The sequence below is a fragment of the Roseivirga sp. AWQ4_251 genome, assembly GCF_056158225.1.
In genome coordinates, this window is record NZ_JBSWSW010000002.1 from 733,154 (window position 1) to 752,617 (window position 19,464).

Here is a 19,464-nt window from a genome sequence, read left to right on the forward strand (position 1 = left end):
CGCCCAAAGATAGAAAACTTAACCTTATATACTATAGCTTAAGGACTTACCTTTTTTAAAAAGAAATTTGAATACCGTGCAAAATTGAAATAATCGTATTTGAAACGCTTTTTTATATATTTCAATCAATAAAATTTATTTTATAATGAATAATGATATTTCAACATGCTATATAACAACATCTATTTAACCTGCTGAAGGATTGCTTTTATCACCACTAATTCTCTGGAAAAACAAAAAGCCTAAGCATTGCTGCTCAGGCTTTTTAATCGATGTGCGCACGAGAAGAGTTGAACTTCCACGCAAATTAATGCACCACCCCCTCAAGATGGCGTGTCTACCAATTCCACCACGTGCGCATGGTTTTTTCTTGGGTTGGCAAAAGTAGACAAGTTTTAAATGATTTCAAACAGACTATACACCATTTGAACCTCGCCTTTTTGTAAATCGGAAGGTTCTTTTCTACTTTTAAATTCATTAAAACGAATTCATGAATCAGGTTAATCGTAATGCGCTTGTCGGCTTTATTTTCATTGCCTTAGGTACCCTTTTCTTATTGGACAACCTCGATATCATTTCGTGGCATGTACGACACTACCTTTTCCAATGGGAAAACATACTGATACTCATTGGGGCGGTTTTAGTTATAAAGAAGGAAAATGTAAAAGCTGGCGGCATACTTATGGGTATCGGTATTTTGCTGAGCCTCGATGACTGGTTCCGACTAGATATTAATATTTTTGACCTCTGGCCTATAGCGCTCGTTTTAATCGGGTTTGCAATCATTTCGCGCAGCAAGGGTGATCAAAACACAGAATACAGCGAAAGAAGTTCTGGCTATTTTGATGCGGACAAGGTAGATGACACCGCAATTTTCGGAGGCGGAGATAAGGTTATCAACAGCATGGCCTTTAAAGGCGGTATGTTGACGGCCATTTTTGGAGGATCCAATATAGACTTAACACAATCGAAACTGGCCGAAGGTCGCCATGTGATTGAAGTACTCTATATTTTTGGAGGCTCTAAAATTCGCGTTCCTCAAGACTGGAAAGTTCATGTTCACGTGACAGGGATTTTTGGTGGAATGGCCGATAAACGAACCATGATAGACACGAATCCAGATAGCTCTAGAGAACTCTATGTGAAAGGAACAGCTATTTTTGGCGGAGCCGAAATCACCAACTAAAGCCCGATCGATATGAAAAAGATTCTAGCTCTGATTCTCTTTATTTCCGTACATTTTGTTTCTGCCCAAGATAGAATTACCGGAAAACCGTTTGCCACGCGTTCGGAAGTAATTGCTCAGCACGGTATGGCTGCCACAAGCCAGCCTTTGGCTACTCAAGTGGCCTTGGACATTCTGAAAGACGGAGGCAATGCTATTGATGCGGCCATTGCGGCAAATGCGACATTAGGCCTCGTAGAGCCAACTGGAAATGGAGTTGGAGGCGATTTGTTTGCTATTATTTGGGATGCCAAAACCCAGAAATTGTATGGCCTTAATGCCAGTGGCCGCTCGCCATACAACCTTTCTTTAGAGTATTTCAAAAAGAACGGATATGAAAGCATTCCTGCTTATGGCCCATTACCAGTTTCTGTGCCAGGAGCAGTTGATGGTTGGTTTCAAATGCATGAACGATTCGGTTCAAAACCGATGAAAGAAATTCTTCAACCCGCCATTGATTATGCTCGAAACGGATTTCCGGTTAGCGAATTGATTGCTTGGTATATGGAACAAGGTGCTAAAAACCTTGATAAATTCCCGGGCTTTAAAGAAACGTACATGCCCAACGGGCATACGCCAAGAAAGGGAGAAGTTTTTAAAAATCCAGGCCTGGCCAATACGCTTGAAAAAATTGCCAAAGGTGGCCGCGATGCATTTTACAAAGGCCCTGTGGCCAAAACCATTGCCGATTATATTCAGCAGTTGGGAGGCTTTCTTTCCGAAAGAGATTTAGCCGAACATACTTCTGAATGGGTAGAACCTGTTTCGGTAAACTACAGAGGTTATGATGTTTGGGAGCTTCCTCCAAATGGGCAAGGTATTGCGGCTTTGCAAATGCTGAATATTTTGGAAGGTTACGACATTCAATCTATGGGTTTCGGCAGCAAAGAATACATTCACACTTTTACGGAAGCAAAAAAACTGGCCTTTGAGGATCGTTCGAAATTCTATGCCGACCAAGATTTTTACAAAACCCCGATCGATTGGCTTATTTCTGATGAATATGCAGAAGAAAGAAGAGCGCTCATCAATCCTGAAAAAGCAGCCAATTCTTTCCCGGCAGGAAAACTGAAAGATGGCGACACCATCTACATGACCGTTGCAGACAATCAAGGCAATATGGTTTCTTTGATTCAAAGCAATTACAGAGGAATGGGCTCAGGAATGACTCCTCCCGGCTTAGGTTTCATTCTTCAAGATAGAGGCGAACTCTTTTCACTTACCGAAGGCCATGCCAATGTTTATGCTCCTCACAAACGGCCATTTCACACCATTATCCCAGCTTTTATTACAAAAGATGGCAAACCATGGGTAAGTTTTGGATTGATGGGCGGAGCTACCCAACCACAAGGCCACGTTCAAATTGTGGTAAACCTTATTGATTTTGGAATGAACCTACAAGAAGCTGGTGATGCACCAAGAATTCTTCATACAGGTTCTTCACAGCCTACAGATGAACAAATGAAAGATGGAGGAACACTTCAATTGGAAAGCGGAATCGATTATGAAGTGATTCGCGAACTGATTAAAATGGGCCACAAAATCTCATGGAATGTAGGCAGCTATGGAGGTTATCAAGCTATTATGTGGGATGCTATTAATAAAGTTTATTTGGGTGCTTCGGAATCCAGAAAAGATGGCCAAGCCGCTGGGTATTAATCATTCCACCCTTGATTATTGAATCACAATACTCTATTTCTTGATAGAGAACTGTCCAGATAAGTCATTCTGAACTTATTTCAGAATGCTTTTCTCTAGAATTAAAACCATTCCTATGAGGGTTCGCAGAAATAATAAATAACCCTCCAAAAATGGATTCAATCTTTGGAGGGTTAATTTTAAGATCAATCTTCTTTGGCTAAAACTTCATCTAGATGATCTAAAGCCATAGTGAAGCCCTCTTTAAAGCCCATTTCTATAATCATTTCAAGGTCAGATAGCTTTTCATGCTTGATTTTTACCAAAACAGTAGTCACTCCGTCAGTTTCGTTGAAATCCACATTCCATTTTGAGCGCGGAAAATCTGCATTGATGTTCCCGTTCTGATCGCAAAAGGCATCGTAATGCTTAAAGTTTGATTTCGCAGAAATAGAGGTGTAATCAGCAATAGCCCAGTGCTCTTCTCCTGCTGGCCCTTGCATTGCGTACAATCTTCTGCCTCCTTCTTTAAAATCCATATTCTTGGTTTTCGACTTCCATGGTCTTGGAGCCCACCATAAATCCAATATTTCAGGTTGAGTCCAAGCGGCCCAAACCTTATCCTTATCGGCAGCGAATTCGCGCTTTACTATGACCGTACTGTTTTCTTTGTCGACAGAAAAATCCATCAATAGACTAGTTTTCATTTTCATTTCTTTTTAGCGTTGACAATACTTGATCGAGCTGATCAAATCGGTCTTCCCATTGACGCCTGAACTGGGCCAACCACTGATCTATCTCTTTCATTTTCTCCATTTTTAACTGGTAAAAAATCTCTCTCCCCACCTTCTGCTGTTCAATCACATCGCATTCCCTTAAAATTTTAATGTGTTTGGAAACAGCCTGTCTTGTGGTGTCGAATTGTTCAGCCAATGCATTAGGTGTCATAGCATGAGCAGCAATGAGTACCAAAATTGCCCTACGCGTTGGGTCTGCAATAGCTTGAAAAATATCTCTTTTCATATGAAGTTTAGATTTTAAGCAACCAATCAGTTGCAAATATATGCAACCATTCCGTTTCTCAAAAGGAATAGGCGAATAGTTTGAAAGAATTTCAGCTTCACCATTATATATTACCATGAAACCTTTGTAATTTATTGACTTTTAAAACATGTAGGTCATTTTTATGGAGGCCATAATTTACATGCCCGGTTTGGGCTCAAGTTTCACAGATCAATCCATTAATGCGTTTGCTCATCGATATGTTAAGGCAATCGACATTAACGACCCGAATGAAAAAAAGCGCTTCAGCATCAAGATTCGGGAAGAACCATTTGGTATTGATGGCTCTTTAAAAACACAAGTAGCTGCCGTTTACGAGGAACTAAATCAAGAAAGTCGACATATCATCGACATCTACGAGTTCAGCTATGTGGAACAACTCACCGAAAATTTTCGGAAGAAGAATCTCATTTACAAAAGCTTTCTGCTCTTTCTAATTCTTATGCTCAACGGGCCAAAAGTAGCCTACCATACCATAAGAAGGCTATTCAATAAAAGAGGAGGAATTTCGGAGGGAAGTTCAGGCCAGTTTATGTATGCTGCCTTTATCCTCTTTCTATTGGCATTATTCGGAGTTTTTTTGGTGGCTTCCTTCCCCGTTGCCATTGGCGACATGGTTGATCTTAAACAGCTTCCCGATTTCAACCATTTCCTTGAAAATTATTGGCTGGGCGAAAAAATAGAAGCGGCTTATGCTTTTATGAAAGGCAAGGCAGAATACCTCATCGGCTTCTTTGCCTTGTTCTATTTGGTGATGCCAGACTTTAAGCTTTTCGTTACTGAAATGGCCACTGAATTCGTCTGTATGATCTTATACTTCAGCGTAGCTAAAAACAGGCTGAACCTAACAGGGAAATTCGAAGAGCTTTTAGAAAAGGTGGCCGAAGACGACAACAACTACGAGCAAGTGACTGTGACGGCTTACAGTTTTGGAACCATGATAGCACTAGACACCATATTTCCTATGACGGGCGCTACCAGCTTTCGCGTTGCCGATAAATTGACCACGCTGGTGACCATTGGCTGCCCATTTGACTTTGTGAGACTTTATTGGAAAAGCTACTTTGCAGACAGAGAGTACAAGTCATCCACCATAAAACAGTGGTATAATGTGTATTCCACCACTGATATTCTTTCCTCCAATTTCAGAAAAGACAACAAAGAGGGAAGTGCAGAAAGATCGGTTACCGACAACGCCATTATTCCAATAAATCTTCCTTTTAATGTGCTTCCCAAAAAGCGATTTAACCCTATTGGTTTTATCATGCTTTCCGGCATAAAGGCACACAGCATGTATTGGGAAGATCAATTAAACAGTTCCAGTTGCCTTACCACATTGGTGGCAAAACGCATGGAAAACGAAATACCAAAACCATAATTTCTTTATCAAAACATAAGAACCATGTCTCTCAACAACACCATTATTCTTTCGGAAGACAATGCTGATGAAGCCAAATCGGCTTTCGATGCAGCTCTACAAAATGACAAGATTACCATATTGATTTATGGTAACTCAGAAAAAGCTCAGCAAGCTGCCGCTATTGCCGATCAATTGGCGGCAATACCTACAGCTGGCTTTAACCGACAAGTAATTTGGATTAAGAACAATACGCAATGGGCTAATCTGAAGAGCTCTGTTGGTAACGGAACCATTCAGGTGAGCTCCATTATTCCTGATCAATTGATTTGCACCAGTCTAACCCTTTCGAATAAAGCTGAATTCTGTGTAGAGATTTCTAAAGTACCGGACAACTTCGTACTTACACTCGCCTTTACTCAAGCCAGCAAAGCCTAAAACCATGAAAAAGTTAATATTCTCAATAGCATTTGGCCTTTTGCTTACTATTGGTTTGAAGGCTCAAGTTATCAAAGTCAAGGAGCTTAATACCAAAAACGACCTGATCGAAATTACGAAGCCTTACATTGTCGACATCAATTCTATGCTAAACATTAGCATTAACAAGTCTGCTCTGCTCGATTCCATGGCTACAAGTTTAGGAGACCATGAATATCCAAGCGAAATGCTAAAAGCCATAAACTATGCTCTTCGCCTACAGCAGAAAACCTTAAATAGCGTTATTGCAACGGGAACAAGGAATGAAAGGCTAAAGGCCCTAGACAATTTCCGAGAGGGAATGTCAGGAATACTCATGTACTTTTACGAACATCAAGAAGAACTTTCTGGCACTCCACTGTATGAAGACTTAAATGCCAAATTAGCAGCTAATGTTGTGGCCTCAGAAGGCTACAAGCCCTTTTTCGAAACTCTGAATAGTTACTATAAACAGATCACTCAACAATACAGCGATATTGTCAGCAGCAGTTCAGCCCGTTTCAAACTTGGCGGTTGGTTAAACACATCTAAGGGGCCAAAACAATTCCACATAGACGGTTTCGACAGCATTACCAGCACTGGTATTGTTCAAGTGCCAAGGTTCATTACTTCCATTCCAGCCAGCGAAGCCGCGGCATTTAACGAAGCCAGACAATTGGCAGATTCACTGAGAAATAATGCTGATGCTCTTTTAACTCAAATGAAAAGCCGAGCGGAATCTTCCTTGGATCAATTGGAAGAAAAAATTGACGACATCCTAAAATCCGGCATTACGAGTTTTGAATCCAGAGTGGATAGCTTATCTGCTTCTTTAAAACAGCCGTTTGCTCAGCCTGTAAGCGCTTTCAAACAATCTCTCAATGATTTTAAGGCAGATTTAATCAGGCTGTCAGCCAACGTTAAAACCTTGTCTTTCAAAAATGCATTGATCACAGCCCAAGAAACACAATCGTTAATAACCCAGGCTGAAAGCTTGAAAACTCAAGCTGAAAATCTATACCAGCTACTCAATTCACAAATAGCCCGAGTCCCTTCTATTGCTCAAAATTTAAAAACTGGCTTAACAGCCGACATTACAAATGTAATTACCGAATTGAAAGACGTGGGAGAAGGCTATTTAACAGAACTTCAAACCACTTTGAAAACCTTTGATGAGGGCTCAATAGCTGATCTGAAAGAAACCGCGACCAACTTTACTTCGAACACTTATTCCCTTTCTTTCAAAAGCATTCCATCTGAAGTGGATTTGGACCTAAGAACCATTGGAGAAAGAGAACCTGGAGATCAAATTTACTTTAAAGCGGTTATCCTAAACGATAGCACGGGCGAAGCTTTCAACAAAACTCTATTTTGGAAAAAATACACCATGTTTCATGTGGGCATTTATAATTCCATTCGAGCTTCCGTAATTTTTGCGAATAAAGTCAATGGAGATTTTGCCAATACCTCCAATGACTTTCAGTTGGCTCCATCTTACAGCGTTCTTTTCAAAGTGGGAACAAGAAAAGGAATGTTCTATAACAAATACTTGACTCCCGCCCTTGGTGTAAATGTTTCGACCTTGGATTTCAACAATGATAATACGCCTGAAATAGGCATAGGACTTACAGCAGCCTTCTTTAAGGATTATGTACAAATTGGATATGGAAGAAATATGGCCAGCGATGACAATTTTTGGATGTTCGGCTTAAGGCTTCCTCTATTTGGCTGGGCAACAGGCGTAGAAACCTCCACAGCTTCATCTTCCACCGCCATTACAAATTAACAAATTGGCCTCTGCTCAATTTGATCTGTAATTGAGTAGAGGCCATTCCATTTACTTCTTCAGCTCACCGTAATCCACAACCATACGGCTCATCAGCTTAATACCTGTTAGCATTCCGGTATCATCCACATAAAAATCTGGGGTATGGTGAGGCGCCTGTGTCAATACGTCTTTCCCCTTGGGAGAACCCCCAATAAAGAAGTACAAGCCGGGAATTTCTTCTTGAAAGAAAGAAAAATCCTCAGCTCCGGTTATGGCATCCATATTCGGATTAACATTTTCAGCTCCTGCCACATCCACAAAGGTTTTACCCATCAAAGCCGTCAATTCAGGGTCGTTATAAGTGATAGGGTACCCCTTATCAATAGTTAGTTTGGCGTAAGCTTCATTCGCTTCAGCAGTATTTTTTACTATTGTATGGAAACGCTCAAAAAGTCGGGTTCTCATATCGGCATCCAATGTGCGAATGGTGCCCACCAAGTTTACCTCTTCAGGAATGATATTGCTGCGAACTCCACCTTCAATTTTACCGAACGAAAGAACTGCTGCTTGAGTGGTTAACGGCATACTTCTGCTAACAATAGTCTGCGCATTATTAATAATTTGAGCCGCAGTTACAATCGGATCGATGCCCGTCCACGGAGTGGAACCGTGCGTTTGCTTGCCCTTAATATTGATTTCGAAACTATTTACGGCAGCCATAATGCCTTGCGGACGGTAAAGCACTTTACCCACTTCGGTTTGTGCATTGATATGAAGGCCAAAAATTACATCAACACCTTCAAGTACACCTTCTTTCACCATAAGTTCAGCACCTCCTTCTTCTCCAGCCGGAGCGCCTTCTTCCGCTGGCTGAAAAATGAATTTTACTGTTCCTTTTAGATCATCTTTCACTTGAGAGAGCACTTCGGCTACTCCCATAAGAATTGCAATGTGCGTATCGTGACCGCAAGCGTGCATTACAGAAACTTCTTCACCATTATATTCACCTTTAGCTTTCGAAGCCCACGGCAGGTCTACCCTTTCTTGAACAGGAAGGCCATCAATATCTGCTCTTAAACCAATCACAGGCCCCGGTTTTCCTCCTTTTAACGTACCCACCACACCAGTTTTGGCAACTCCTTCTTCCACTTCCATACCTAAGCTCTTAAGGTGTTCGGCTATGTAAGCAGCTGTTTTATATTCTCTGTTGGAAAGTTCTGGATTTTGGTGAATGTGATGTCTCCACTCAATCACTTTATCCTCCACTTTTACCGAAAGCTCCAATACCTTTTCTTTCAAGGATGGCTTAGGGTCGGTTTTAAAAGTAAAGGAAGATAGGGACGCAAAGGCTGTGACCAATGCAAATGATAGTAAGATTCTCTTCATTTTCTGGTTAGTTAAGCCATCTAATTAACGGAATGCTGAGCAAAATTGAAAGCCGAAAAAACGCAGATTGAATCAGCAGTTAACTCTCTCTTTTTCATTAAGTTCTGAAATCGATAATCAGTATTGACAATTTCATTTTCCCATCTATATTCGCGCAAATTTTTAAAATGAAAACATTCATCATTCTTATTTTATTGATTGGTTCTTTTCAGCTTATACAAGCACAAGACAAGCCCAATCTGGTTTTTCACAATGGCAAACTAAAGGATGCCCAAAACCCAATTTCGATGAAAGAAGCCATGAAATTGATGGAAAACTATCCTGAAGCATATGCGCATATGAAAAAGGCACGCACCAACTCTACTTTTGCCGGAATTTTCGCGGGTGTTGGAGGGTACTTTATTGGATATCCGCTTGGCCAATCCATTGCGGGCGGAGACGCCAATTGGGGAATGGCAGGTATTGGCGCAGGCTTTATACTTGTTGCCTTGCCCTTTAATTCGGCCATGAAAAAGAATATCAACATGGCGATTGACCTTTACAACAAAGATGATTACAAAGCACTTAACAGTAATGTGCAATTAAACATTGGCTTGCTTGAAAATGGTATCGGTTTGAGGGTTAGCTTCTAGGCTCTCGAAAACATAAGAAACAAAAAAATCGCTCGGCAAAACCGAGCGATTTCTATTTACACTTAAATCTCTTAAACCTTATTCTGCAGCTCGTAATTTAGCGCTGTATTCCTTCACCGTTTTGATAAATACTTTCACCTTTTCAGGGTCTATATCTGGGTAAACACCGTGGCCAAGATTGGCGATATGACGCGTATTGCCAAATTCATCCAGCATCTTTTTGGTGGCTCTTTCAACTTCAGCATCAGGAGCATAAAGTGCGCAAGGATCTAGATTTCCTTGAAGCGTTTTGTTTTCGCCAATTAATCTGCGCGAATTCTGAATATCCATACTCCAATCCAAACCGATTGTTTCGCAATTCAAATGCCTCATTTCTGAGCGAGCAAAGAAAGCGCCTTTGCTGAAGACCGTTACCGGAACTTCGGTAATGGCATCACAGATTTGAGCAATGTATTTCATTGAAAATCTGTTGTATTGCTCAGGCCCGAGAATACCGGCCCATGAATCGAAAACCTGTACCAAATCGGCACCGGCTTCAATCTGAGCTTTCAAATATTCAATGGTTGAATCGGTAATCAACTGCAATAATTGATCGGCCATAAGCGGATCGTTATACAGCATTCTACGCGCTTTCGAGAAGGTTTTACTTCCGTGACCTTCAATCATATAACAGAAAATGGTCCAAGGAGCGCCCGCAAAACCAATGAGCGGAACCCTACCATTCAGTTCTTTCTTCGTGATTTTAATGGCTTCCAAAACATAGCCCAAATCACTTTTGGCATCGGCCTTTTTAAGTGACTTTAAATCTTCATGAGAAGCAATGGTTTTAGGGAACCAAGGCCCTTTTTTCTCAACCATTTCATAAGGCAAGCCCATAGCTTCTGGAATTACCAGAATGTCGGAAAAGATAATGGCCGCATCCACGCCCAAAATATCTACAGGTTGAATGGTTACTTCAGCAGCCAATTCAGGGGTTTGAGCCAATTCAATAAATCCGCTCAACTTATTTCTTACCGCTCTGTATTCAGGAAGAATTCTTCCGGCCTGACGCATCAGCCAAACTGGAGTTCTTTCAACTTTCTCTCCCTTGGCCGCTCGGATCAATAGATCGTTCTGTAATTCCATGCGGCAAAGATAGGAATTGTTTCTACTCGTATAACCGTACTTTGCGAATCTTAATCTGCTGGTATTGCCCTTCCATTTTCACGAAGTTCTGATGCTTTTTAGTGTACCAAAATCTGGTAGGTTGTGTTCCGCCATAATCTGTAAAAACAATCCAACATTCCATTTCTTCACCGTTGGCCAGCTTTAGTTTTTCGCTGCCAATCACCTCCAAAGTATAAAATGCTGGCGGAGCTTGTCCTCCAGGATGATAAAAATTCATCACAACTTTTCTTCCCAAACCCATTGGTATCAGAGAATAAGTTTCCAAATCAATCTCCCAATTGTAGGTTGGCTCTGAAAGCGAAAGCTCAAAATCCTTTTGCTTGTTTTCTGAAACGGAGTCCAAACCAACAATTCGGGTTTCCGAAAAAAGAAAAGCTTCTTTTCCTTGAGCCTTTGTTTCACGAATATGCTGAACCGGCTTCATGGTGTAAGGCTCACAGTAATATTCAAACCTACCCGACCATTGCTCATTGGGCGAATTCCACTCGTGAGTTATCTTCACCAATTCTTTCCCTTCCACCTCAACCAGTTCTGTGGTTTTCTTCTTAATGGAAGCATTCAACTTTCCATTTGCGGTATTGTAAACCAAATCGGTAACGGTTCCTAGCTCCAAATTCTTGAAGTTTTTAAACCGATGTCCCACCCTAATTGTATCGACTTTTTGGGCTCTTGCCACCATGGTTAGCACCATGATTAAAATTATAATTGCTGACCTTTTCATGATTCGAATGAAGCATGAAGAATTATTCTCCGAAGAAAAATTAGACGAGATTCAGTACTTAATCGTCAAGTTCAGACAGTCACCAGAAGCATAAGAGATGTCGATTAAAAGTGGCCAAACGTAGAAGTTTGAATCTCATTAATCTGAGATTGCGTTAATTGCAAGCAATGAAATGGGCCGATAAGCGAAATACTATCCTTCTGCATTCCTCTTTTTGGGTACTTTTCCTGCTTTTTAAAATCTTCGATTACGCCAACGACATCCCAACCGAGCAAGCCATTAAACTAGTGGTTTGTCAACATGTATTCAGCATAATTGGCGCCTATGCCCATTATTTCCTGTTGTTGCCTCTTCTTTTAGAAAGAAAAAAACTGGCGGTTTACATTATTGGTCTCATCGCAGTTTTTGCGATTTGTATCATCGGCAGAGGTTGGTTAGAATCTCAATTTATCAGCGGCATTTTTCAAACCAATTATTACAATCAATGGACTTTCGCACGAGTTGCCAGCATGATTTGGGGTTTGGCTTCATTTATTGTATTCATATCGCTTATCAAGTTCACTCTTGATCGGTTTGTGCTAGAAAGCCAGAAAAAAGAACTGGAAAACGAAAAGTTAACCGCTGAACTCAACTATTTAAAAGCGCAAATCAATCCGCATTTCTTGTTTAATACGCTGCATAACCTCAATTATTTGAGTCAAATCAAGAGCGATCAAGCCACAGAAGTAATCGTGAAGCTATCGAACATTATGCGTTATATGATTTACGACTTGAACAAACCAACCGTTCCGCTCGCCAAGGAAATCAGCTACATTCAAGATTATCTGGATTTGGAGGGCATCAGACTCAACAACGGTTTCGACCTCGATTTCAACATCACTGAAGTAAATCTACAAACCGAAATCGCTCCCCTGATTCTCATTCCGTTTGTCGAAAATGCATTTAAACACGGCATCAGCGATCATCAAACGGTAAATTGGATTCGTATTTCACTCAAATCCCTTAATGAATCCCTCGAATTGAACGTTGAGAATTCTTTGAAAAAGAAACATCTTTCAAATGAAGAGGCTTCGGGGTTTGGGCTCGAAAACCTGAAAAAGCGTTTGGCTCTTAGTTATCCCAAAAAGTACAAGCTCAGTGTATCGCAATCGCCTGAAAAATTTTCTGTTCATTTAATTTTAGAACTCAAATGAACCTCACTTGCCTGATTATAGATGACGAACCCTTTGCCAGAAAACTACTTCTAGAATATTGTAGCCGAATATCGAACCTGAAGGTTTTAGGCGATTTTGCAAGCGGCATCGATGCTCTTCCTTTTTTGAATGTTCAACAGGTAGATTTCATTTTTTTGGACATTAAAATGCCCGGCATCAGTGGCATTGACATGCTGAATAGCCTGAGAAATCCGCCCAAAGTTATTTTCACCACAGCTTTTGCCGAATATGCGATTGACGGTTTTGAACTCGATGCGATAGATTATCTCTTAAAGCCCTTTGACTTCCCAAGGTTTTTAAAAGCCGTGAATAAAGTTCAAAACACTATTCAACCTCAAACAAGCCAAACAACGCAAGAAGAATCCAAAGCCTTCATTTTTGTGAAAGATGGCCGAGAATTGGTGAAACTTCAACTCAATGAAATTCTATACATTAAAGGCCAAAAGGATTACGTCATGTTTATGATGAAGGATAGGAAAGTGATGAGCTTAATGAACCTTCGCGATCTTGAAGCCCAACTGAGCAAAGAGGAGTTTGTCAGAATTCATCAATCGTTTATTATCAATACGGCCTTTATTTCGTCCGTTTCCAACGACAAAGTGAAACTAGGAAACGAATACCTTCCCATTAGCCAAAGCTATAGGCTCGCTTTCCGAAGCTTTCTCGAAAGATTTTAGTAAGTTCCCACCGTTAGAATTGAATATAAATTCAGGAGATTGCTCAAGCATTTCAAACGTTTGCGCAAAATCCTTTAGCTTTGCAAAAAACTAGTGAAATGAGCTTTCTTTTCGAGGATTTTAAGGGTTGGAAGGCCTATTGTGAGCAGCGTGAAATACCGCTCTTTCAGGCTGTGGTTGAATATGAAGTTCAACAAAAACAAAGAAGCGAAGATTTGATTTGGTCGGGGTTGGAAAACGCCTACCAAGTAATGAAAGAAGCCGTGCAAACGGGACTTTCGGAAGACATGACTTCACGTTCAGGAATGATTAATAATGGAGCCAAAAAAGTTTTTAATCATCCTGTAACCGTTCTTTCCAAAGAATTTCAAACCCTCATTTCAAGGGCTCTTGCGGCCAAAGAAGTAAATTCTTGCATGGGCCGTGTTGTCGCTGCCCCAACAGCAGGTGCATCGGGCATTATTCCTGGTGTATTGGTTACTTTTCAGGAATTGCACGATGTGCCCGACAGAAAAATTCATGAGGCGCTGCTAGTAAGTGCCGGCATTGCATTGATTATGGAAAAGCGAGCTTCTATTGCAGGAGCCGTTGGAGGCTGCCAAGCCGAAACTGGAAGTGCTGCGGCCATGGCCAGCGGAGCCATTGTATATTGTTTAGGAGGTTCAATCGATCAGGTTTTTAATGCGGTTGCCATTACCATTCAGTGCATGCTAGGTTTGATTTGTGACCCCGTTGCTGGATTGGTAGAAGTGCCTTGTGTAGTAAGAAACGCGAGTGCTGCGGCCATTGCCAATAGCTCGGCACAAATCGCTTTAGCGAACGTAAACGCTGTAATTCCTGTGGATGAATGCGTAGAAGCTATGGGCGAAGTAGGCCAAAGTATGGAAACCCGCTATAAAGAAACTGCATTGGGCGGATTGGCAGCAACTGCCACTGGCCAAGCCATTTCTAAAAGAGTACTTATTCAGGATATCGAGATGCTTCCCGATGAGGAATAGGATAGCCTTAAATTTCTAGTTGATCAGACCCAAATCGATAAGCCAGTCTACGGAATAAGTCCAGATTGTAGCCCAAAAAAGCCCGAAAAGAAACATATACAGAAAAACCTGTTTCCGCGGTGCTCCAACTGTAGAAACCAGCAAAGAACCTCCAATTGGAGACAGAATTAAAGGCGTTAAAAAACAAGTGCCTAAAATTCCGTATTTGGTCCAAACGCGCACCATTCGCCTGCTTTGAGGGCTGAATTTTTTCTGCTTTTTGATGAAAAGAGGAATGACGTTCTTTTTAATTTTCTCTCCAAGAAAAGTAAAAAGCGTAACGCTTGTCATCAAACCTGCTACGGTTATGGCGATAATTTCCCAAGGCTGCATGCCTGCTGCTGGCCCCATTAATGGCGGAAAAATGGATTTTACACAAGCCAACAAGTAGATACCTAAATAGGTAAGAATCTTCTCCAACATCACTTCAACAAGAAATAGATATATGCAACGTAAACCACCAACAGAATGATACCTGAAGGCGTTCCCAATCTTTTACGGAAAATCATAAGAGGAAGGATGAGTAACGTGATGCCAATCATCCAAGGGAAGTCAGTATGCAAAATATCTCCATTTACCTGAAGCGGTTTTATAATAGAGGTGATTCCTATGATAGAAAAAATATTGAAAATGTTAGAGCCCAAAAGATTCCCCAAAGCCAAATCAGTTTCGCCTTTTCTAGCGGCAATCACAGAAGTGAATAATTCAGGAAGGCTTGTGCCTAATGCCAAAACTGTCAATCCAATAATGCGCTGAGAAACGCCCAGTTCTTCGGCTATAGAACCCGCTCCACCAATAAACCAATCGGCTCCAAAATAGAGACAAAGAATACCTAAAAACACCTGAAGACCATCTTTAGTCATATTCCAGCGTGAATTTTTGTCATCAGGTTCGTCTACATCGAATTTGCCTTTTTCCTTCCGCGTAGCGTAAATCAGCACTCCCAAATACAAGAGTAACATCACCACTAGAATGACACCTTCCAACTGAGTGATGATGCTATCCCAAGCGAAGAAATAAAGTAAAGCAGAAGCGAATAATGTGACAGGCCAATCGCGCCTAGCGCTATCTTTTTTAATAGGAATAAAGCCCATCAAAGCGGCCGCACCCAAAACCAAAGTAAGGTTCGAAATATTGGAGCCTACAACATTGCCCAAAGCAAAATCAGGAGCGTTTTTTAAAGCTGCGTTTAAACTCACCAATAATTCTGGAGCGGAAGTTCCGAAAGCCACCACAGTTAAACCCACCACCAAAGAACTCACATTGAAACGTAAAGCCAGTTTCGAAGCCCCTTTAACGAGCACCTCTCCTCCCAAAATCAACGTCACAAGACCAACAACAAGAATAAGGATATCCAGAAGCATGTATTAAAGTTTTGACCCAAAAGAAAGGTCTCCCGCATCGCCCAAACCAGGAACGATATACGCTTTATCGTTTAATTTTTCATCGATTGCCCAAGTCCATAGCTGACAGTTGGGCGAAGTGTTTTGTTGCACGTATTCAACGCCTTCAGGAGCAGCAATTACACTGGCCAAATGAATAGATGAAGGTTTTCCCTTCTTCAAAATTTCATTTAAAGCCATTACTAACGACTGACCGGTAGCCAACATCGGATCTGCCATAATCAACACCTTTCCGTCTAACTCCGGACCGGCCGCATAGTTTAACTCCACTTCAATATTTTCACCTTCTTCTTTTCGCCAAGCCCCAATAAAACCAACTTCAGCCTTATCGAAAACCTCTAAAAAACCATTGGTAAAAGGAAGAGAGGCCCGAAGCACAGAAACAATAACAATATCCTTGGCGGGTACTTTTTCAACGGTTTTAGCCAAAGGTGTTTGAACTTCTTTAGCAGAAAACTGAAGCGTTTTGCTAAGCTCATACGCCATTAGGCAGCCCAAACGTTTAAGGTTTGTTCTAAACCGCAATCTATCCGACTGAATGGCCACATCGCGCAATTCAGCCAAATATTGATTCCCGATACTGTTTGTTTGATTAAGTACAATCATTCTCCCAAGCAATTGTCGGCAAAGTTAATGGAAACATTCTCTCCTTATTTGTTTAATGGGTAAAAGGTGAAATAGCCTGACAATCTTAGGCAAAGCAAAAAGACAAGCGTATTTTTGGCCAAATTCAATCAGAAAATGGATTTCGAACTACTGAAAAAACTCTGTCAAATTCATGCGCCATCGGGTAACGAAGTGGCCATGAAGGACTTTCTTCTCTCATATATCAAAAAACATTCGGCAAACTGGAGTGCAAAACCTGAAATTATCGAAGGCGATCAATTTCAAGATTCATTTATGCTCAAGTTTGGAGAACCCAAAACTGCCATTTTCGCTCATATGGACAGCATTGGTTTTACGGTTCGGTACCAAAACCAACTTGTTCCTATTGGTGGGCCAAAAGCCGAAGATGGTTATAGATTAGTTGGAGAAGATAGTCTCGGCCTTATTGAATGTGAATTGCAAGAAGACGATGGCAATCTATATTACAAGTTTCCTCGAGGTATCGATAGAGGCACAGAACTGGTTTTTAAATGTGATTTTAGAGAAGACGAAGAGTATGTTCAATCGTGTTATTTAGATAACCGACTTGGGGTTTTCAATGCGCTGAAAGTGGCCGAAACGCTCGAAAATGGAGTAATCGCATTTTCTTGTTGGGAAGAACATGGTGGTGGAGCCGTCCCTTATTTAGCAAAATTTATGTTCGAAGAATGGGGCGTTAAACAAGCACTTATTAGCGATATAACTTGGGTAACTGAAGGTGTAAGCCATGGACAAGGTGTAGCCATTTCCATGCGCGATAGAAATATTCCGCGCAGAAGTTTCGTTCAAAAAATCATTGGTATTGCTGAAGAATCTGGCATCGACTATCAACTGGAGGTAGAAGGCGCAGGCTCTAGTGATGGCCGTGAACTTCAGGTTTCACCCTACCCTTTTGATTGGTGTTTTGTTGGCGCGCCTGAAGATAACGTGCATAGCCCCGATGAAATCGTACATAAACACGACATCGATTCCATGATTGCTTTGTACAAAGTGCTCATGAAAAAGCTTTGAATTAAAAAATCTCAATCCCATTAATCTTATTTTGGCTACCATACAATATCTTATAATTACCTTTTATTGTATTAGTTATATAATGCAATTCTCCTATAATATTATAATCTATTGGCGTAATTTGATCGGCTGAAAAAAAACCATATAGCTGTGAGTTTTCATAATTATATCGTTCTTTCTGTCTTGTAGCATATAGTATAAGATATTTTCTGGCCTCATCTTCTGCTGAAAGGATAAGATTATCAAAGCATACTCCACATGAATTTTCATCAAAAACGAACACTACAGAAGGCTCCATATCCTTTAATAATTGTTCGTCAATAAAAGAGTCAAGCTTTGAATACTTGCCCCTACCACAAGAACATATTAGGGATGTAATAAAAACAATAATAATAACACGACTGAACATCACCATATTATGTTGTATTTTAATAAATATTTTTCTTCAAAATCTTGATTTACAAACTCTACCCAAATGGAATTTGCATCATATATTGTCGCATCAAAATGACCCTGGCTAAAGGTCAAAAATTTCTCCTCCTTAGTTCTTAGGTTTTTTAAGATGATATTTTGAACGTATCCATAATCTAGAGAACTGCGTATTCCAATATTTTTCCTTTGAGGTAGTGGATAGCCTCCTTCAGGAAAAACCTCAGGAAACTGAACCATTAAAATACTATCCTTAAAGTCAATATTTTTAAGATTTATATTTTCTCTAAGCAGCCTCGTGTTTATCAATGTTCTTTCAAAGAAATCCCCAGGATTTCTATCTATATCAGTCGTAAAGTATGGCTTTTGTAAATCTTCCAGCATTTTAATTGGAATTCTGCCTACCTCTTTGAATACCCGATCATAAACAATAATTTCATTAGAGAAGGAATAGCAGACAAAAAATAAACCTTCATGATATGAAAAAAATGGCATCGAAAATTCAGAGAAAAACAAGCCTGACTCAAGCGATTTCTTTATTTGGCTCTGTTCTTTATAAGGCAAGTGCCTCTGTGTTTTCAACACTTTCATGCTTTCAGTATCAATCTCAAATTGAATTATTCCATACTCATTTTCTAATAGTCGTCTAGTCTTTGAGGCATACAAGCTACTCCAATAGACCATCGTTAGAAGAATTTTATTCGATGAAACTTCCTCAATGTAAACGGAAGAATAAGGAGACAATGAAATATCCGTCTCAATTCGTGAAAGGTCCAGCCTATTTTTAAAGTCTCCTTCTGAAGAGAATATCAGTAGATTATAGGCCGGCCCAGTCCCCATTATGTAAATCTTACCTGATTCTCCAATTTGAGCCTTTGCGAATTTAGAACTCCCCAACAGTTCTAACCCATCTCCCTTTTGAGTAATTTTTCTTACAGGTGTCCCGAGCGTATCCAAAAGGAAAAGATTTAGGTTTGGCATCTCATACGCTAATACCTTATTATCATATATGGCCTTTGTATATGGTGTAATATGGTAATAGTGAACAGAATCAAAAAGAGGAATACTATCCTGAATTCTCACAAAAGCCTTAGTCTTTTCTAAATTCAGGTTAAAATCAAAGTCAAGTCGAGTATGAGTTGTTTTTTCTCCTCCGCAACTCACGGCAAGAAGTAAAACAAAAAAAATTACTAAAAATTTTAAATGTGTATTCATTGAAAAAAACCCTCCAATATCCAAAGTATACTAGAGGGATTCGCTTAATTTTTTAAGATTATTATTCTGGTGTAATAATTATTGTATAGCAATCCCTTGGATCCCAATCACAATCTGGAAATTTCTCTCCATTAATTATTATTTCGATATAAGTAGACCATCCCTCTGTAGGTTCTTGAGCCTCAACCCGATCAAAAGTCAACACCGATAACCCCAACAAAGCTACGGCAATAAAAACGTACTTTATTTTTTTCATAAGTATAATATTTTAGTTATTTATAATAATACCACTTAAATTTAAATAAGTATTTTACAAATAATAATTATTTCAATTTATATTTTTATAAAATTAGCATATGTACCTCGAGATACCATCATTATTTTTCGGCAGCATATTTAATTTTCTAAATATTTAAGGTTG

Annotated in this window: 21 protein-coding genes and 1 tRNA gene; 10 read left to right on the plus strand and 12 right to left on the minus strand. The window is 40.1% G+C overall.

Translation table 11 applies throughout. From position 1 onward, the window contains the following. Positions 1–275: 275 nt before the first annotated feature. Positions 276–359: transfer RNA gene (locus ACXACJ_RS17400), tRNA-Leu, on the minus strand. 131 nt (positions 360–490) lie between these two features. Between ACXACJ_RS17400 and ACXACJ_RS17405 the strand changes: the two genes are divergently transcribed. Together ACXACJ_RS17405 and ggt are read left to right on the plus strand one after the other, a co-directional pair. Beyond that, the gene (locus tag ACXACJ_RS17405) at positions 491–1,186 is read left to right on the plus strand and encodes a LiaI-LiaF-like domain-containing protein (protein ID WP_475135686.1); all 696 of its coding nucleotides are present in this window, start codon (positions 491–493) and stop codon (positions 1,184–1,186) included. Positions 1,187–1,198: 12 nt separating this feature from the next. Next, entirely contained in the window at positions 1,199–2,884 is a 1,686-nt protein-coding gene (gene ggt, locus ACXACJ_RS17410; RefSeq protein ID WP_475135687.1) for a gamma-glutamyltransferase, read from the plus strand. A gap of 185 nt (positions 2,885–3,069) precedes the next feature. Here ggt and ACXACJ_RS17415 read toward each other — a convergent pair whose 3' ends face one another. Further along, positions 3,070–3,570: an SRPBCC family protein gene (locus ACXACJ_RS17415; RefSeq protein WP_475135688.1), complete on the minus strand. Its 501-nt coding sequence runs from the start codon at positions 3,568–3,570 to the stop codon at positions 3,070–3,072. Next, positions 3,560–3,886 carry an ArsR/SmtB family transcription factor gene (locus tag ACXACJ_RS17420; RefSeq protein ID WP_475135689.1) on the minus strand — a complete coding sequence of 109 codons (327 nt, stop codon included), beginning with the start codon at positions 3,884–3,886 and terminating at the stop codon, positions 3,560–3,562. The genes ACXACJ_RS17415 and ACXACJ_RS17420 overlap by 11 nt, the downstream gene beginning before the upstream one ends. Before the next feature lie 163 nt (positions 3,887–4,049). Here ACXACJ_RS17420 and ACXACJ_RS17425 point away from each other — a divergent pair, with 163 nt between their 5' ends. Genes ACXACJ_RS17425 through ACXACJ_RS17435 form a run of 3 tightly spaced genes read left to right on the plus strand, consistent with a single transcriptional unit; the run spans position 4,050 to position 7,524 of the window. Next, positions 4,050–5,303: a hypothetical protein gene (locus ACXACJ_RS17425; protein WP_475135690.1), complete on the plus strand. Its 1,254-nt coding sequence runs from the start codon at positions 4,050–4,052 to the stop codon at positions 5,301–5,303. 24 nt (positions 5,304–5,327) lie between these two features. Continuing rightward, positions 5,328–5,720, plus strand: coding sequence for a hypothetical protein (locus tag ACXACJ_RS17430; RefSeq protein ID WP_475135691.1), 393 nt, complete (start codon positions 5,328–5,330; stop codon positions 5,718–5,720). A gap of 4 nt (positions 5,721–5,724) precedes the next feature. After that, on the plus strand, positions 5,725–7,524 hold the full coding sequence (locus ACXACJ_RS17435; RefSeq protein WP_475135692.1) for a hypothetical protein: 1,800 nt from the start codon (positions 5,725–5,727) through the stop codon (positions 7,522–7,524). Between the two features lie 51 nt (positions 7,525–7,575). Here ACXACJ_RS17435 and ACXACJ_RS17440 read toward each other — a convergent pair whose 3' ends face one another. Beyond that, complete coding sequence (locus ACXACJ_RS17440; RefSeq protein ID WP_475135693.1) at positions 7,576–8,892, minus strand: amidohydrolase; 1,317 nt, start codon at positions 8,890–8,892, stop codon at positions 7,576–7,578. A gap of 167 nt (positions 8,893–9,059) precedes the next feature. Here ACXACJ_RS17440 and ACXACJ_RS17445 point away from each other — a divergent pair, with 167 nt between their 5' ends. Next, a complete protein-coding gene (locus tag ACXACJ_RS17445; protein ID WP_475135694.1) occupies positions 9,060–9,524 on the plus strand; it encodes a hypothetical protein in 465 nt (154 codons plus the stop codon). Between the two features lie 78 nt (positions 9,525–9,602). Here the strand turns inward: ACXACJ_RS17445 and hemE are convergent, their stop codons facing one another. Together hemE and ACXACJ_RS17455 are read right to left on the minus strand one after the other, a co-directional pair. Next, on the minus strand, positions 9,603–10,649 hold the full coding sequence (hemE, locus tag ACXACJ_RS17450; RefSeq protein ID WP_475135695.1) for a uroporphyrinogen decarboxylase: 1,047 nt from the start codon (positions 10,647–10,649) through the stop codon (positions 9,603–9,605). A 22-nt stretch (positions 10,650–10,671) separates the two neighbouring features. After that, positions 10,672–11,412 carry a DUF3108 domain-containing protein gene (locus ACXACJ_RS17455; protein ID WP_475135696.1) on the minus strand — a complete coding sequence of 247 codons (741 nt, stop codon included), beginning with the start codon at positions 11,410–11,412 and terminating at the stop codon, positions 10,672–10,674. Positions 11,413–11,579: 167 nt separating this feature from the next. On the opposite strand from ACXACJ_RS17455, the gene ACXACJ_RS17460 reads away from it, so the two are divergent. From ACXACJ_RS17460 to sdaAA, 3 genes are all read left to right on the plus strand, one after another. Continuing rightward, positions 11,580–12,605, plus strand: a complete 1,026-nt coding sequence (locus ACXACJ_RS17460) for a sensor histidine kinase (RefSeq protein ID WP_475135697.1) — start codon at positions 11,580–11,582, stop codon at positions 12,603–12,605. Beyond that, positions 12,602–13,303 (plus strand): LytR/AlgR family response regulator transcription factor, encoded by a 702-nt coding sequence (locus tag ACXACJ_RS17465; protein ID WP_475135698.1) that lies wholly within the window; start codon positions 12,602–12,604, stop codon positions 13,301–13,303. The genes ACXACJ_RS17460 and ACXACJ_RS17465 overlap by 4 nt, the downstream gene beginning before the upstream one ends. Before the next feature lie 98 nt (positions 13,304–13,401). Next, entirely contained in the window at positions 13,402–14,301 is a 900-nt protein-coding gene (gene sdaAA, locus ACXACJ_RS17470) for an L-serine ammonia-lyase, iron-sulfur-dependent, subunit alpha (protein WP_475135699.1), read from the plus strand. 15 nt (positions 14,302–14,316) lie between these two features. Here the strand turns inward: sdaAA and ACXACJ_RS17475 are convergent, their stop codons facing one another. From ACXACJ_RS17475 to upp, 3 genes are read right to left on the minus strand one after another with little or no spacing between them, the layout of a single operon-like run. Continuing rightward, the gene (locus ACXACJ_RS17475) at positions 14,317–14,763 is read right to left on the minus strand and encodes a hypothetical protein (protein WP_475135700.1); all 447 of its coding nucleotides are present in this window, start codon (positions 14,761–14,763) and stop codon (positions 14,317–14,319) included. Further along, positions 14,763–15,704 (minus strand): calcium/sodium antiporter, encoded by a 942-nt coding sequence (locus tag ACXACJ_RS17480; protein WP_475135701.1) that lies wholly within the window; start codon positions 15,702–15,704, stop codon positions 14,763–14,765. Before ACXACJ_RS17480 ends, ACXACJ_RS17475 begins: the two co-directional genes overlap by 1 nt. Before the next feature lie 3 nt (positions 15,705–15,707). Beyond that, entirely contained in the window at positions 15,708–16,349 is a 642-nt protein-coding gene (gene upp, locus ACXACJ_RS17485; protein ID WP_475135702.1) for a uracil phosphoribosyltransferase, read from the minus strand. A 135-nt stretch (positions 16,350–16,484) separates the two neighbouring features. Here upp and ACXACJ_RS17490 point away from each other — a divergent pair, with 135 nt between their 5' ends. Beyond that, positions 16,485–17,399 carry a M20/M25/M40 family metallo-hydrolase gene (locus ACXACJ_RS17490; protein ID WP_475135703.1) on the plus strand — a complete coding sequence of 305 codons (915 nt, stop codon included), beginning with the start codon at positions 16,485–16,487 and terminating at the stop codon, positions 17,397–17,399. A gap of 1 nt (position 17,400) precedes the next feature. Here the strand turns inward: ACXACJ_RS17490 and ACXACJ_RS17495 are convergent, their stop codons facing one another. From ACXACJ_RS17495 to ACXACJ_RS17505, 3 genes are all read right to left on the minus strand, one after another. After that, positions 17,401–17,814, minus strand: a complete 414-nt coding sequence (locus ACXACJ_RS17495) for a hypothetical protein (protein WP_475135704.1) — start codon at positions 17,812–17,814, stop codon at positions 17,401–17,403. After that, the gene (locus tag ACXACJ_RS17500) at positions 17,808–19,043 is read right to left on the minus strand and encodes a hypothetical protein (RefSeq protein ID WP_475135705.1); all 1,236 of its coding nucleotides are present in this window, start codon (positions 19,041–19,043) and stop codon (positions 17,808–17,810) included. The genes ACXACJ_RS17495 and ACXACJ_RS17500 overlap by 7 nt, the downstream gene beginning before the upstream one ends. Before the next feature lie 61 nt (positions 19,044–19,104). Beyond that, positions 19,105–19,299, minus strand: a complete 195-nt coding sequence (locus tag ACXACJ_RS17505) for a hypothetical protein (RefSeq protein WP_475135706.1) — start codon at positions 19,297–19,299, stop codon at positions 19,105–19,107. Positions 19,300–19,464 lie beyond the last annotated feature (165 nt).

Coding starts and splice junctions, on each gene's coding strand:
- ACXACJ_RS17490 (WP_475135703.1), top strand. CDS start 16,485: ATGGATTTCGAACTACTGAAAAAACTCTGTCAAATTCATGCGCCATCG.
- ggt (WP_475135687.1), top strand. CDS start 1,199: ATGAAAAAGATTCTAGCTCTGATTCTCTTTATTTCCGTACATTTTGTT.
- upp (WP_475135702.1), bottom strand. CDS start 16,349: ATGATTGTACTTAATCAAACAAACAGTATCGGGAATCAATATTTGGCT.
- ACXACJ_RS17440 (WP_475135693.1), bottom strand. CDS start 8,892: ATGAAGAGAATCTTACTATCATTTGCATTGGTCACAGCCTTTGCGTCC.
- sdaAA (WP_475135699.1), top strand. CDS start 13,402: ATGAGCTTTCTTTTCGAGGATTTTAAGGGTTGGAAGGCCTATTGTGAG.
- ACXACJ_RS17425 (WP_475135690.1), top strand. CDS start 4,050: ATGGAGGCCATAATTTACATGCCCGGTTTGGGCTCAAGTTTCACAGAT.
- ACXACJ_RS17435 (WP_475135692.1), top strand. CDS start 5,725: ATGAAAAAGTTAATATTCTCAATAGCATTTGGCCTTTTGCTTACTATT.
- ACXACJ_RS17420 (WP_475135689.1), bottom strand. CDS start 3,886: ATGAAAAGAGATATTTTTCAAGCTATTGCAGACCCAACGCGTAGGGCA.
- ACXACJ_RS17495 (WP_475135704.1), bottom strand. CDS start 17,814: ATGGTGATGTTCAGTCGTGTTATTATTATTGTTTTTATTACATCCCTA.
- ACXACJ_RS17430 (WP_475135691.1), top strand. CDS start 5,328: ATGTCTCTCAACAACACCATTATTCTTTCGGAAGACAATGCTGATGAA.
- ACXACJ_RS17405 (WP_475135686.1), top strand. CDS start 491: ATGAATCAGGTTAATCGTAATGCGCTTGTCGGCTTTATTTTCATTGCC.
- ACXACJ_RS17475 (WP_475135700.1), bottom strand. CDS start 14,763: ATGTTGGAGAAGATTCTTACCTATTTAGGTATCTACTTGTTGGCTTGT.
- ACXACJ_RS17415 (WP_475135688.1), bottom strand. CDS start 3,570: ATGAAAACTAGTCTATTGATGGATTTTTCTGTCGACAAAGAAAACAGT.
- ACXACJ_RS17445 (WP_475135694.1), top strand. CDS start 9,060: ATGAAAACATTCATCATTCTTATTTTATTGATTGGTTCTTTTCAGCTT.
- hemE (WP_475135695.1), bottom strand. CDS start 10,649: ATGGAATTACAGAACGATCTATTGATCCGAGCGGCCAAGGGAGAGAAA.
- ACXACJ_RS17480 (WP_475135701.1), bottom strand. CDS start 15,704: ATGCTTCTGGATATCCTTATTCTTGTTGTTGGTCTTGTGACGTTGATT.
- ACXACJ_RS17465 (WP_475135698.1), top strand. CDS start 12,602: ATGAACCTCACTTGCCTGATTATAGATGACGAACCCTTTGCCAGAAAA.
- ACXACJ_RS17460 (WP_475135697.1), top strand. CDS start 11,580: ATGAAATGGGCCGATAAGCGAAATACTATCCTTCTGCATTCCTCTTTT.
- ACXACJ_RS17455 (WP_475135696.1), bottom strand. CDS start 11,412: ATGAAAAGGTCAGCAATTATAATTTTAATCATGGTGCTAACCATGGTG.
- ACXACJ_RS17505 (WP_475135706.1), bottom strand. CDS start 19,299: ATGAAAAAAATAAAGTACGTTTTTATTGCCGTAGCTTTGTTGGGGTTA.
- ACXACJ_RS17500 (WP_475135705.1), bottom strand. CDS start 19,043: ATGAATACACATTTAAAATTTTTAGTAATTTTTTTTGTTTTACTTCTT.